This is a genomic window from Burkholderia sp. Bp8994, from assembly GCF_003853805.1.
Classification (GTDB): Bacteria; Pseudomonadota; Gammaproteobacteria; order Burkholderiales; family Burkholderiaceae; genus Burkholderia.
In genome coordinates, this window is sequence record NZ_QTQH01000017.1 from 38,621 (window position 1) to 51,414 (window position 12,794).

Annotated in this window: 10 protein-coding genes; 1 reads left to right on the forward strand and 9 read right to left on the reverse strand. The window is 67.3% G+C overall.

Annotated features, from left to right (window positions below; translation table 11 throughout):
- The first annotated feature begins 9 nt into the window (after positions 1-9).
- Positions 10-1,521 carry an HDOD domain-containing protein gene (locus DIE04_RS19535; protein ID WP_124521331.1) on the forward strand — a complete coding sequence of 504 codons (1,512 nt, stop codon included), beginning with the start codon at positions 10-12 and terminating at the stop codon, positions 1,519-1,521.
- A gap of 78 nt (positions 1,522-1,599) precedes the next feature.
- Here DIE04_RS19535 and DIE04_RS19540 read toward each other — a convergent pair whose 3' ends face one another.
- The 9 genes from DIE04_RS19540 to DIE04_RS19590 form a co-directional block, all read right to left on the reverse strand.
- Positions 1,600-2,394, reverse strand: a complete 795-nt coding sequence (locus DIE04_RS19540) for an ABC transporter substrate-binding protein (protein WP_124573255.1) — start codon at positions 2,392-2,394, stop codon at positions 1,600-1,602.
- 355 nt (positions 2,395-2,749) lie between these two features.
- A complete protein-coding gene (gene astE, locus DIE04_RS19550; RefSeq protein ID WP_124521333.1) occupies positions 2,750-3,808 on the reverse strand; it encodes a succinylglutamate desuccinylase in 1,059 nt (352 codons plus the stop codon).
- Positions 3,792-5,132 (reverse strand): N-succinylarginine dihydrolase, encoded by a 1,341-nt coding sequence (astB, locus tag DIE04_RS19555; RefSeq protein ID WP_124487399.1) that lies wholly within the window; start codon positions 5,130-5,132, stop codon positions 3,792-3,794. Before astB ends, astE begins: the two co-directional genes overlap by 17 nt.
- 14 nt (positions 5,133-5,146) lie before the next feature.
- On the reverse strand, positions 5,147-6,610 hold the full coding sequence (gene astD / locus DIE04_RS19560) for a succinylglutamate-semialdehyde dehydrogenase (RefSeq protein ID WP_124521335.1): 1,464 nt from the start codon (positions 6,608-6,610) through the stop codon (positions 5,147-5,149).
- Between the two features lie 7 nt (positions 6,611-6,617).
- Positions 6,618-7,649 (reverse strand): arginine N-succinyltransferase, encoded by a 1,032-nt coding sequence (gene astA / locus DIE04_RS19565; protein WP_124521337.1) that lies wholly within the window; start codon positions 7,647-7,649, stop codon positions 6,618-6,620.
- A complete protein-coding gene (gene aruF, locus DIE04_RS19570) occupies positions 7,646-8,698 on the reverse strand; it encodes an arginine/ornithine succinyltransferase subunit alpha (RefSeq protein WP_124521339.1) in 1,053 nt (350 codons plus the stop codon). Before aruF ends, astA begins: the two co-directional genes overlap by 4 nt.
- A gap of 30 nt (positions 8,699-8,728) precedes the next feature.
- Positions 8,729-9,961 (reverse strand): aspartate aminotransferase family protein, encoded by a 1,233-nt coding sequence (locus tag DIE04_RS19575; protein ID WP_044849125.1) that lies wholly within the window; start codon positions 9,959-9,961, stop codon positions 8,729-8,731.
- 954 nt (positions 9,962-10,915) lie between these two features.
- Entirely contained in the window at positions 10,916-11,959 is a 1,044-nt protein-coding gene (locus DIE04_RS19585; RefSeq protein ID WP_124487403.1) for a GlxA family transcriptional regulator, read from the reverse strand.
- Positions 11,960-11,978: 19 nt separating this feature from the next.
- Positions 11,979-12,779 carry an ABC transporter ATP-binding protein gene (locus DIE04_RS19590; protein WP_124487404.1) on the reverse strand — a complete coding sequence of 267 codons (801 nt, stop codon included), beginning with the start codon at positions 12,777-12,779 and terminating at the stop codon, positions 11,979-11,981.
- Between the last annotated feature and the right edge of the window lie 15 nt (positions 12,780-12,794).

The window sequence follows — 12,794 nt, forward strand, 5'->3', positions numbered from 1 at the left end:
TAGATCCGTATGTCAATCACCGCACACCTGCCCCGCACGGCGCTGCTCGACAAGCTGTGGGCCCGGATGAACGAACGGGGCGACTTCCCGCTGCTGTCGGAGTCGCTGCGCGCGACGATGGCCGCGATGAAGAACGACGACCTCGACTTCACCGCGCTCGTGCGCGTCGTGCTGTCGGATTTCGCGCTCACGCAGAAAGTCCTGCGGCTCGCCAATTCCGCGATGTACATGGCGTTCGGCGGCAACATCACGACCGTCACGCGGGCGCTGATGGTGCTCGGCATGGACACGGTCGGCCATCTGGTCGTCGGGCTGAAGCTCGTGGACCACTTCCACCACAGCACGCCGCGCCGCATCGACGCGAAGCTCGAGCTGAACCGCGCGCTGCTGTCCGGCTGCGTCGCGCGCAAGCTCACCGAGCATGCGGAGCTGCGCGGCGGCGAGGAAGCCGTCGTCTGCACGCTGATGCGCCAGGTCGGCAAGCTGCTGGTGGTCTGCTACCTCGACAGCGAATGGGACCGGATCCGCCGTCGCGCCGCCGAGCTGGACGGCGACGATGCGGCCGCGTGCATCGACGTGCTCGGCGTCGGCTTCGACGAGATCGGTATCGAGGCCGCCGCGAACTGGCGGCTGCCCGACGTGATCCGCGCCGGGATGGCCGACGGCGACGGCAGTACCGCGCATGCCGCGAGCCTCGACGAGGACGATGACGACGCCGATCGCCAGCGCTCCCGCGACGCGTGCGCCGACGACAGCCCCGGCCGCGTACGCTGGCTGCGCGCGGTGAGCCGCTGCTCGACCGATGTCGCCGGTGCGCTCGCGATGCCCGCGGGGCCGCAGCGCGACGCGCACATCGCGGTGCTCGCGCAGCACTACAGCCAGGAGCTGGACATCGACGCCGACGCGCTGGTGGCGATCGCCGACCGGCTCGCATCCGAGGAAGCGAGCGACACCGTGATGCGCGAGATCGTCGAGTTGCGCGCGAACGCCGACGCGATCGCGCGGGCGCAGCCCGATCCCGAGGCATGCCTCGAGGCCGGTCTCGCGGACCTGCGCGCGCTGCCGTCCGAGCACGTGCTGACGCCGGTGCTCGCGCTCGCGTCGGAAAGCCTGCTCGCGGGCCTCGCGTTCACGCGCACCGTGATGTTCGTGCGCCGGGAAGACGGCGCGTTCGCCGCGCGTCTCGGCTTCGGCCCGGGCGTCGATGCGGCGCTCGACCGGCTGTGCTTCGACGAGCGCTTCGAGCCGGACGTATTCCATCTCGCGATCACGAACTCGGTCGGCATCTTCATCGAGCAGGCGCAGGACCCGAAGATGGTGAAGCGCCTGCCCGCGTGGTATCTCGACGCGCTTCCGGACACGCGCGCGTTCGTGCTTCTGCCGGTGCGCGTCGGCGCGAAAACGGTCGGCCTGCTGTACGGCGACTGGGCCGGCGCGCAGCCGGCGCGCAAGATCACGCAGCAGGAGATGAGCGTGCTCAACGAACTCGCGCGCGAACTGGGGCGGTTCTTTCCCGCGTAATCGGCGTGATGCGGGCGGCGCCCCAAAAGCAAACCGGCCGCAAAAGCGGCCGGCTGCAGGTACGACGGATCGAAATGCTTACTTGAGCGTGACCGGCACGCTGAAGTACTTCTTCGCGAGGTTGTCGATCGTGCCGTCGGCCTTCAGTTCCTTCAGCGCCTGATCGAGCGCGGTCTTCAGCGCCGCGTCGTTCTTGCGCAGACCGAAGCCGACGCCCGAACCGAGGATCTCGGCATCGCTGACCGTGCCGCCGGCGAAGCCGAAGCCCTGGCCTTGCGGCTTCGACAGGAAGCCCTTCGAGCCCGCCTCCGAATCCTGGAACGCCGCGTCGAGACGGCCCGACTTCAGGTCGGCGTAGGCGAGGTCCTGCGTCTGGTACGGCACGACTTCGACGCCGGCCGGCGCCCACTTCTTCTTCGCGTACGCTTCCTGGATCGTGCCCTGCAGCACGCCGACGCGCTTGCCCTTCAGTGCTTGCGGGGTCGGCTGCAGGCCGCTGCCCTGCTTCGCGATCAGCTGGTTCGGGATCGTGTAGATCGAATCGGTGAACGCGATCGCGTGCTTGCGCTGGTCGGTGATCGTCATGTCCGAGTTGATCGCGTCGAACTTGCGCGCCTGCAGCGCGGGGATCAGGCCGTCGAAGTCGTTCTCGACCCACACGCACTTCGTCTTCAGCTTCGCGCACACCGCGTTGCCGATGTCGATGTCGAAGCCGGTCAGCTTGCCGTCGGGCGTCTTGTATTCGAACGGCGCGTACGAGGCCTCGACGCCGAACCGGATCTCCTTCAGATCCGCTGCCATCGCGCTGCCTGCCGCCACGGCCGATGCCGCCACTACCGCGTGCGCGGCCACTTTACGCCAATCCAACTTCATCAGGTGTTCTCCTCGATACTCGAATGTTCCGGAACTACGGGCGCATGCATCATCGCAGGGTCGGATGACGACGCCAATGCCGATGCCGCGCCTTGATGCGGCGCAACAGCCGCAAGGCCGCGATTGTACCAATCCGCGGGGCCCGGCACGGCAAAGCGGCCGCCGGCCCGCGATGCTGCGCTGCGTGCACGATGACGGCAGGATGCGCCGTCGAACTTGCAAGACGATGTCGCAAATACGCAAGCGCGACGCACGGGCCATCCGCGCGGCATGCGGGCGTCGATCGCAAAAAAGGAAATGCGGCCGGACGATGCGCGTGCCGCGGCCCCCGCAGCCACGCGCCACCGGCCTTGGATCAGACGAGTGCGGCCAGCGTCTCGCGCGTCGTATCGACCACCAGCAGCCCCGCGCGCAGGCCCGGCTTCACGGCCGGATTCGGAAACACGATGCGCTCCTCGTCGTGCTGCACCGTGTAGCGGTAGTCGCCGTCCTGCGCGAGTACCGTGCCGCGCGCGAACGCGGTGAAATTCGCGACGTCGGCCGCGACGAACAGCTCGAGCGCATCGCTCTGCTTCGTGATCTGGTCGATCACGGTGAACACGCGCGGCAACGCGGCGTCGACGTCGCGCGGCGCACCGGACACGAGCTTGCGCACCGCACGGTCCGCCGGCGCGAAGCGCGACAGGTCGTTCTGGCCGAACGGCCGCACCTTGCCGAGTTCGAGCGTGCACGCGAGCGCGCCGCAGTGCTCGGCCGTGTAATGCGAATACGTGTTGCCCTTCGCGGTATGCAGCAGCACGGCCGCGATGCGCGCATCGCCGAGCCATTCGACCATCTTGCGGGCCGGCGGCGTGCCCGTGTGGGGCAGCAGCGCGAACTGTTCGAACACCGATGCGCGGATCGCCGTGTGCATGTCGACGTGCCAGCGCGCGCTGCCGGCCGGCGCGTCCGCGAAGAACGCGGCGGCCGCCGCTTCGAGCTGCACCGCGCGCGGCGCTTCGCGGCTCGCGGGCACTTGTGCGTGACGGCCGCTGAACAGGCGGTTCAGGTCGTCGTCGAGATAGCGTGCGCCCGCGCGCATCGCCGGCACGTTGCCGAGCACGACGAGCAGGCGGCACGCGAGCGGCAACGTGCCCGCCGCGAGATCGCGCACGAGCATCGACAGCAGCTCGATCGGCGCGGTCTCGTCGCCATGCACGCCGGCCGACACCAGCACGCTCGCACGCGCCGCAGCGCCCGCTTCATTCGCTGCCGGCTCGAGCGCGAGCAGCCCGTCGCCGAGCCAATGCCAGCGCACCGCGCCGTTCGCGCACGCGCCGACCTTCACGGCCGGCGCGTCGCCCGCGAGCGTGAACGCGAGGAAGTCGTCGAGCAGCACGGCGGCCGGCACGCGGGACTCAGCGCTGGAAGTCATACAGCGACCCGACGCGCAGGATCTGCGTGAGCTCGTCGAGCGCCGTGCGCGATTCGTCGAGCAGCGTCGGATCGGCGAGGTCTTCCGGTGCGAGACGGTCGCGGTAGTGCTTTTCGATCCACGCGTCGAGCGACGCGAACAGCGTGTCGTTGATCCACACGTTCGACGTGACGGCCGCACGCTCGGCGTCGTTCAGCACGACGCGCAGGCGCAGGCAAGCCGGGCCGCCGCCGTTCTTCATGCTTTCGCGCAGGTCGAACACGAGCACGTCGCGGATCGGGCCGTTGCCGGCCGCGAGCTGGTCGAGATAGGCGGCAACGTTCGCGTTCTCGCGGCATTCCTGCGGCACGACGAGCACCTGCGAGCCGTCCGCGCGCGACAGCAGCTGGCTGTTGAACAGGTACGACGTGACCGCATCGTTCACGCTCACGGCCGCATCGGGCACCTCGATCACGTTCAGCCGCGCGCCGCGCGCGTCGAGCGCGGCCGTCAGCGTGTCGTAGATCGCCTGCTTGTTGACGAACGCGCGCTCGTGCGTGAACAGCGTGTCGCGGTTGCCGACCGAGATCACGTCGTTGTGGAACACGCCTGCATCGATCACGTCCGGATCCTGCTGCGCATAGACCGTCGCCGTTTCGGCGAGACCGTGGCGATGCGCAACCGCGCGGCTCGCCTCGAAGGTCTGGCGCGCCGGGAAGCGCTTCGGCTCCACGCCGCGGCGGTATTCCGCGCGGCCGTACACGAAGAACTCGACGCCCGGCAGGCCGTATTCGGCGCAAAAGCGCGTGTGGTTGGCCGCGCCCTCGTCGCCGAGTGCCGGCGTGCCCGTCAGCGCCTCGTGCACCGCGAAGTGCGCGGGATCGGCGAACAGCGTCGACAGCGTGCGGCGCGTCGCTTCGTGCTCGATCGCGCGATGCAGCTTGCTGCACAGGTTGGCCGGCGTGAAGTGCACGCGGCCGTCGCTCGTGTCGGCCGACGGGCTGACGGTCGCCGCATTCGCGGTCCACATCGCCGACGCCGAGCTCGCCGCGGCGAGCAGCTCCGGTGCCTGCTTCGCGGCCTTCGCGATCACGTCCGCATCCTTGCCGGAGAAGCCGAGCTCGCGCAGCAGGCGCAGCGACGGACGCTCCTGCGGCGGCAGCACGCCTTGCGCGAAGCCGAGGTCCGCGAGCTGCTTCATCTTGCGCAGCCCCTGCTTCGCGGCGGCCTTCGGATTCGCGGCCGACTTCTCGTTGTTGAGCGACGCCACGTTGCCGAACGACAGCCCGGCGTAGTTGTGGGTCGGGCCGACGAGTCCGTCGAAATTGGCTTCTTGTGCGTTCATCGTCGTTCCCTCGATCAGAAATGCAGGCCCGGCGACAGGCTCGCGGGCAAGGTCAGTTGGGTGCTTTCCACCGACGCCATCGGATACGCGCAATAGTCGGCCGCGTAGTACGCGCTCGGCCGATGGTTGCCCGAGCGGCCCGTGCCGCCGAACGGCGCGGCCGACGATGCGCCGTTGGTCGGGCGGTTCCAGTTGACGATCCCCGCACGAATCGTGCGGCGGAAGTGGTCCCATGCGTTGGCGTCGTCGGCGAGCAGGCCGGCCGACAGGCCGAACGCCGTGTCGTTCGCGCGCTCGATCGCTTCGTCGAACGTCGCGTAGCGGACGATCTGCGCGAGCGGGCCGAAGTGCTCTTCGTCGGGCAGGTTCGCCACGCCGGTCACGTCGATGATCGACGCGTTCACGAAGCCCAAGCGCGGATCGCGCTGCGTCATCGCGATGATCGGCTGCGCACCCTGCTCGATCAGGCGCGACTGCGCGTCGACGAGCTTGGCGGCCGCGCGTGCCGAGATCACCGCGCCCATGAACGGCTGCGGATCGGCGTCGAACACGTCGGCCGTGATCTTCGACGTGACGTCGGCGAAGCGTGCGAGGAAGCGGTCGCCGAACGCGCCGTGCGGCACGAAGATGCGGCGTGCGCACGTGCAGCGCTGGCCGGCAGACAGGAACGCCGACTGGATCGTGTGATGCACGGCCGCGTCGACGTCCTCGACTTCGCCGATCACGAGCGGGTTGTTGCCGCCCATCTCGAGCGCGAGCACGATTTCCGGACGGCCGCCGAACTGCTTGTGCAGCAGCGTGCCGGTATCAGAGCTGCCGGTGAAGAACAGCCCGTCGATCTGCCGGTGATTCGCGAGCGCGATGCCCGTGTCCTTCTCGCCCTGCACGAGGTTCAGCACGCCGGCCGGCAGACCGGCTTCCTGCCACACCTCGACCGTCGCGCGCGCGACGCCCGGGGCGAGCTCCGACGGCTTGAACACGACCGCGTTGCCCGCGATCAGCGCCGGCACGATATGACCGTTCGGCAAATGGCCGGGAAAGTTGTACGGACCGAACACCGCGACGACGCCGTGCGGGCGATGGCGCAGCACCGCGACGCCGTCGGCCATGTCCTGGCGCTTCTCGCCGGTGCGTTCCTGGTAGGCCTGGATCGAGATGCCGACCTTCGCGGCCATCGCCGCGACTTCGGTGCGGGCTTCCCACAGCGGCTTGCCGGTCTCGCGACCGATCGCGGTCGCGATCGCTTCCTTGCGTTCGGTGAGCAGCGCGGCGAAGCGCTTGACGATTTCGCAGCGCGCTTCGAAGTCGAGCGCCGACCAGCCGGCGAACGCGCGGCGCGCGCTCGCGACCGCGCGGTCGACGTCGGCCGCCGACGCGCTTTCGCCCTGCCATGCGATCGCGTCCGTGCCCGGGTTGCGCGAAGCGAAGACGGGGCCCGAGCCTGCGACCCAGGCGCCGTCGATGAAGAGTTCCGTCATGATTCGTTTATCCCTGTTTGACTTTGAGCGGCAGCACGCGGACCGGATCGCCGGCCTTCACGTCGAGCGCGGCGGCATCGTCGGCCGACAGCACGAATGACCCGTTCACGACCACGCCCGGCGCGACGCCGACGCGGAAATCGCCGAGCGACGTGTTCGATACGAGCGACTTCGGCATATCTTCCCGCACGTCGGGCACGCCGATCGCGACCGGCACGACGACGCTCTCGCGCACCGTGCGCAGGTCGTTGATGTGGCATTCGAGCACCGGGCCCGCGTCGAAGATGTCGACGTGGTTCTGGTAGCGCAGCCCTTCGGCCTCGAGCATCTTGCGGGCCGGCAGCGTGTCGCGGTGCGTGAGGCCGACCGCGTCCTGCGCGTCCTGCGGCAGCAGGTCGACGTACACCGGATAGCGCGGCATCAGTTCCGCGAGGAACGACTTGCGGCCGTGCGAGCTGAGGTAGTCGGCCGCGTTGAAATCGATCTGGTAGAAGTGCGAACCGACCGCGCGCCAGAACGGCGACGTTCCGTCCTCGTCGAAGTGGCCGCGCAGTTCCGCGCAGATGCGTTCCGGGAAGCGTTCGCGGAACTGCGCGATGAACATGAAGCGCGAGCGCGACAGCAGGCCGCCGACGCCGCCCGTGCGGTAACGCGGGCTCAGGAACAGCGAGCACACTTCCGCGTAGCCCGTCAGGTCGTGCGAGATGTTGAGCGCGGACATCCGCGTCCACACACCGAGCTCCTGGCTCGCGTGCACGACCGTGCTCACGCGATAGTTGTAGAACGGCTGTTCGAGGCCGACCTGCGTCTCGATCCCGCACACGCCCGCGATGTCGCCCGTCTTCGATTCTTCCATCACGAAGAAGTAGCCGGCCTCGCCCGGCGCGGCCTCGCCGTCGAGCGTGCGGCGCGTGCGTTCGATGCGCGCGGCGAGCGCGTCGCGATCGGGCTTGAACGTGGTCAGGCCCGGCCCGGTTTCCTTAGCGAGCGACACGAGCGCGTCGACGTCGCCCGTTTGTACGACCCGAACGACGATCATGCTGCGTCTCCCTTCATGTCTTCATCGTCGCGGCGGTGCAGCGGCACGCAGCGCACGACATCACCATCCTTCACATCGAGCGCCGCGCGCACGTCGCCGGCGAGCGGCGCGTCGGCCGTATCGCCCGGCAGGTCGGCCAGCACGCAGCGGAACGATTCGCCGCTGCCGGTCGACACTATGTACGCGACGTCGCCCTGCTGATGCGCGGCTTCGCGCACCGTGCGCTCCGCGCCGTGCTTCACGCATGCGGTGCGGTCGACCTGCGCGGTCAGCACGGGGCCCGCGTCGAAGATGTCGACGAAGCGGTCCGGCTCGAAGCCTTCCTCGAGATGGATGTCGTACGCGAGCAGCGCCGTTTCGTTCGGCTCGCCGAGCACGCGCTGCGCGGCTTCCGGCAGCAGCGGCACGTAGAGCGGATACGCCGGCATCACTTCCGCGATGAACGTGCGGCTGCGGCCGCCCGACGCGATGTCGACGTCGGTGAAGTTGCGGCCGAAGAACTTGCGGCCCACCGCTTCCCAGAACGGCGATGCGCCCGTGCTGTCGCTCACGCCGAGCAGCAGCGTGAACACTTCCGGCGTGAAGCGGCGGCGGTTCGCGGCGATGTACATCATCCGCGCACGCGAGATCAGGTGCGCGGCCGCGTCGCCGCGCAGCGACGGATCGACGTAGAAGCCCGCCAGCCGGCTCTTGCCGGTCAGCTCGTGCGACATCGTGAGCGCGTGGATCTTGCGGTTCACGTGCAGCTCGCGCGACGCGTGGATCAGTGCATCGTTGCGGAATGCGTAGAACGGTTCCGAGTAGCCGGCCGCGGCCACGATGCTCGCCGTGCCGAGCAGCTTGCCCGTCGACGAATCCTCGAGCACGAAGAGATAGAACTCCTCGCCGGCGAAGTCGACGTCCGCGCGAAACGAATCCTCGGAGAGCGCCACGCGCGCTTCGAGCGCCGCGCGATCGTGCGGCAGCGAGTGCAGGACCGGCTGCGCGGTGCGCGCCATGTGCGCGAGCGCATCGAGATCCGTGAGTTTGCCGGGGCGAACAAATAGCATCGTCGTTCCTGTCTGCGATGGGCGCGCCGCTCAGCGCGCGGTGGCTTCCTGGGCCGCGAGCACCTGCTCGACTGCCTTCTCGAAGCGCTTCACGCCTTCGTCGAGCAGGTCGAACGGGATCACGAGCGACGGCACGAAGCGCAGCACGTTCGGGCCCGCGATCAGCATGATCAGGCCGTTCTCGGCGGCGGCGGTGACGAAGTCCTTCGCGCGGCCGTCGAATGCGGCGGTGAGTTCCGCGCCGACCAGGAGGCCCTTGCCGCGGATGTCCTTGAAGATGCCGAAGCGTGCGTTGATGCGTTCCAGCGCGCCCTTCAGGCGCACGCTGCGTTCGCGCACGCCTTCGAGCAGCGCCGGGTCGCCGATCAGCTCGACGACCTTGTCCGCGATCGCCGACGCGAGCGGGTTGCCGCCGTACGTCGTGCCGTGCACGCCGACCTTGAAGTGGGCGGCCAGTTCGTTCGTCGTCAGCATCGCGCCGATCGGGAAACCGTTGCCGAGTGCCTTCGCGGTCGTGAGGATGTCCGGCGTGACGCCCGTGTCCATGTATGCGTAGAACTGGCCCGTGCGGCCAACGCCCGTCTGCACTTCGTCGAAGATCAGCACTGCGTCGTTGGCGTCGCACGCTTCGCGCAGTGCCTTCAGGAAGGCCGGATCGGCCGGGATCACGCCGCCTTCGCCCTGCACCGGCTCGACGATCACCGCGCAGGTTTGCGGGCCGATCGCGGCCTTGGCCGCTTCGATGTCGTTGAACGGCAGGTGCTTGATGCCTTCCGGCACCGGGCCGAAGCCTTCCGAGTATTTCGGCTGGCCGCCGACGCTGACCGTGAAGAACGTGCGGCCGTGGAACGACTGGACGAACGACACGATTTCGTACTTGTCGGCGCCGTGGCGGTCGAATGCGACGCGGCGCGCGAGTTTCAGCGCGGCTTCGTTCGCTTCCGCGCCCGAGTTCGCGAAGAATGCGCGGTCGGCGAAGGTCAGCGCTTCGAGGCGCTTCGCGAGGCGCAGCACCGGCTCGTTCGTGTAGCCGTTGCCGATGTGCCAGAGCTTGCGGCCTTGTTCGTCCAGGACCTTCAGCAGTTCCGGGTGGCCGTGGCCGAGCGACGTGACGGCGATGCCGCAGGCGAAATCCACGTATTCGCGGCCGGCCGTGTCCCACACGCGCGAGCCCTCTGCACGGTCCGGCACGAACGGCGCGGGGGAGAATACCGGCACCATCACTTCGTCGAATGTCTGGCGGGTCACGGTCGAGGTCGTCATGGTCGTTCCTTTCGGTTTCGTAAGAGGGTTCAACAGGATCAAGTTTAGGTAAGGGTGACGCAAGCGTCTTGCGGAATTGCGACGGGTTCTATCGGAAGCGGATAGGGCGCTTTATTTTGCCTCTCCCCGGCGGGGGGCGTGGCGTTTTGTGCTTGGTTGCTGTTTCGCGGTTTTTTGGCGGTGCGCTCGCCGTTTGGCGTGAAGCACCTGCGATCGTGTCGGTCTATTAGCGTCGCCCCTGCGCGGGGCGGCGGTTACTTTTCTTTGTCTTGCCAAAGAAAAGTAACCAAAAGAAAGGCGCCCGGATAACGCATGACTTCCCGGTGCCGTAGTCCACCAAGTGGCCCTCGCCTAAGTGTCCGCGCCAGTCGGGAACCCGGAGTGGTTCGAGCAATGGTTCTGACACCACTCCCTACGCAACGGAGCGGTATACCGCCCGCTAGCTCCATCCTCGCTATGCTCGGCTGCAAGGTTCTTCGGCCGCATTCATGCGCCCGCGCCACGCATGGACACCCACTGATCAGTTCCCCAAATCAGTGAGGGGCCGCTGTACCACAACGACGATTTCAATTTATTCAATTCATGCGTCGCTTGCCGCAATTGTGCAAATCAATCGACCGACAGCTTTGCGAAGCGGGACGTGTGGACCTGTCGACCGAGCGAAGCGAGGGCGGAGCTAGCGGGCGGTATACCACTCCGCGGGGTGGTGAGTGGTGTCGGAACCATTGCTCGAACCACTCCGGGTTCCCGACTGGCGCGGACACTTAGGCGAGGGCCACTTGGTGGACTACGGCACCGGGAAGTCATGCGTTATCCGGGCGCCTTTCTTTTGGTTACTTTTCTTTGGCAAGACAAAGAAAAGTAACCGCCGCCCCGCGCAGGGGCGACGCTAATAGACCGACACGATCGCAGGTGCTTCACGTCAAACGCAAGCGCACCATCAAAAAAACAGAATCAATCCTTAGCCCCCCGCTCAACAAGCGCGCCCCCGCGAGGCTCCCCCCCACCGCCGGTCTGCTTCTCGAGCCAGGCTCTCCGATCCTCCCGAGGCGTGACCCCAAACCTTTCGCGGTACGCATTAGAAAAGTGCGCAGCAGAAGAAAACCCACAGGCGAGGCTCACCTGAACGACCGACTTGCTGGTCCGCTGCAACTGCGTGCGAGCCTTGAGCAACCGGAGATTGAGGTAATACTTGGAGGGCATCGCCCCGAGATACTGCCGGAAGAGCCGCTCCAGCTGCCGCCGCGACACGCCGACGAGCCCGGCGATCTCATCGGTCGTCAAAGGATCCTCGACATTGGCTTCCATCAAAAGCAACGCATCGTTCAGCCGAGGATGCCGCTCACCGGGCGCGGTCACAAAAGGAATCCGCTGCCGCTCCTCGCCGCTGCGCAGCGTGCCGGCCCCGAGCGCGTCGGCAATGCGCTCACCCAGGTCCGCCCCGTGTTCCCGGCCGATCATGGCCAGCATGAAATCGACGGTCGCCTGCCCGCCCGCACAGGTCGCCCGATCGCGATCGATCTCGAAGATCTGCTGCGTGACGATCGAGCGCTCGAACTGTTCGGCAAACTGCTGATACGTCTCCCAGTTCACGCTCACGCGATATCCGGAAAGCTGCCCGGCCATCGCGAGCCACCACACGCCGTGGTGAATCCCCGTGACGACCGGCGTGCGCTGCCCCACCCGCGCGAGACTCGCAAGAAACAACCGATAGTCGGCAAACTGCTGAAACCGCTCCGACACGACGATCAGCCAGTCGCACGCGATCGCATCGTTGAACGCCGCATCGGCATGCCACTGCGCGCCGCCGGCGAGCGGCACCGGCCGCCCGTCCCACGAACACACCTGCCAGCGATACAGCAAGCGCCCGTCGATCTCGTTCGCGAGATGCAACGCATCGACGATCGGACCCACACCCGACATCGACACGGGCGGCAATGCAACGATCGCCACCTGCGTCGTGCGGGTGGCGCCTGCGGGACGAGACACCGGTACCACGTATGAAACGCCCTTCGCGTTACTTGAGGCTACCCGACAGGAACTGCTTCAGACGCTCGCTCTGCGGACGCACCAGCACCTCCTTCGGATCACCCTCTTCCTCGGTCCGCCCCTGATGCAGGAACATCACGTGATTCGACACGTTGCGCGCGAAACCCATCTCGTGCGTGACGACGATCATCGTGCGGCCTTCCTCGGCCAGCTTCTGCATCACCTTCAGCACTTCGCCGACCAGTTCCGGGTCGAGCGCCGACGTCGGCTCGTCGAACAGCATCACGTCCGGATGCATCGCCAGCGCCCGCGCGATCGCGACACGCTGCTGCTGGCCACCCGACAAATGCGACGGATACTGCTTCTCGACGCGCGGCGGCAAACCGACCTTCTCCAGGTACTCGCGCGCACGCTCCTCGGCTTCCTTCTTCGCAATGCCGAGCACGTGCACCGGCGCTTCCATCACGTTCTCGAGCACGTTCATGTGCGCCCACAGATTGAAGTGCTGGAACACCATCGCGAGCTTGGTGCGGATGCGCTGCAGCTGCTTGTGATCGGCCACCTCGAGCGCACCGGCGCGGTCGGTCCTGGTGCGCACGGCCTCGCCGTCGACGACGATCTGCCCCGCATTCGGCCGCTCGAGAAAATTGATGCAGCGCAGGAACGTGCTCTTGCCGGAACCGCTGGCGCCGATGATGCTGATGACGTCGCCGGCCTTCGCGTTCAGCGACACGCCCTTGAGCACCTCGTTGTCGCCATAGCGCTTGTGAATGTCGACCGCGGCAAGCTTGGTGGAAGCGGACGCGCTCGTTTGAGTGATCTCGGCCATCTGGCTCTCCTCGAA

What these genes read in the sequence shown, in the direction of transcription:
- astA (WP_124521337.1), bottom strand. Translation starts at nt 7,649, where the DNA reads ATGATCGTCGTTCGGGTCGTACAAACGGGCGACGTCGACGCGCTCGTG.
- astB (WP_124487399.1), bottom strand. Translation starts at nt 5,132, where the DNA reads ATGAACGCACAAGAAGCCAATTTCGACGGACTCGTCGGCCCGACCCAC.
- DIE04_RS19590 (WP_124487404.1), bottom strand. Translation starts at nt 12,779, where the DNA reads ATGGCCGAGATCACTCAAACGAGCGCGTCCGCTTCCACCAAGCTTGCC.
- DIE04_RS19575 (WP_044849125.1), bottom strand. Translation starts at nt 9,961, where the DNA reads ATGACGACCTCGACCGTGACCCGCCAGACATTCGACGAAGTGATGGTG.
- astD (WP_124521335.1), bottom strand. Translation starts at nt 6,610, where the DNA reads ATGACGGAACTCTTCATCGACGGCGCCTGGGTCGCAGGCTCGGGCCCC.
- astE (WP_124521333.1), bottom strand. Translation starts at nt 3,808, where the DNA reads ATGACTTCCAGCGCTGAGTCCCGCGTGCCGGCCGCCGTGCTGCTCGAC.
- DIE04_RS19540 (WP_124573255.1), bottom strand. Translation starts at nt 2,394, where the DNA reads ATGAAGTTGGATTGGCGTAAAGTGGCCGCGCACGCGGTAGTGGCGGCA.
- DIE04_RS19535 (WP_124521331.1), top strand. Translation starts at nt 10, where the DNA reads ATGTCAATCACCGCACACCTGCCCCGCACGGCGCTGCTCGACAAGCTG.
- aruF (WP_124521339.1), bottom strand. Translation starts at nt 8,698, where the DNA reads ATGCTATTTGTTCGCCCCGGCAAACTCACGGATCTCGATGCGCTCGCG.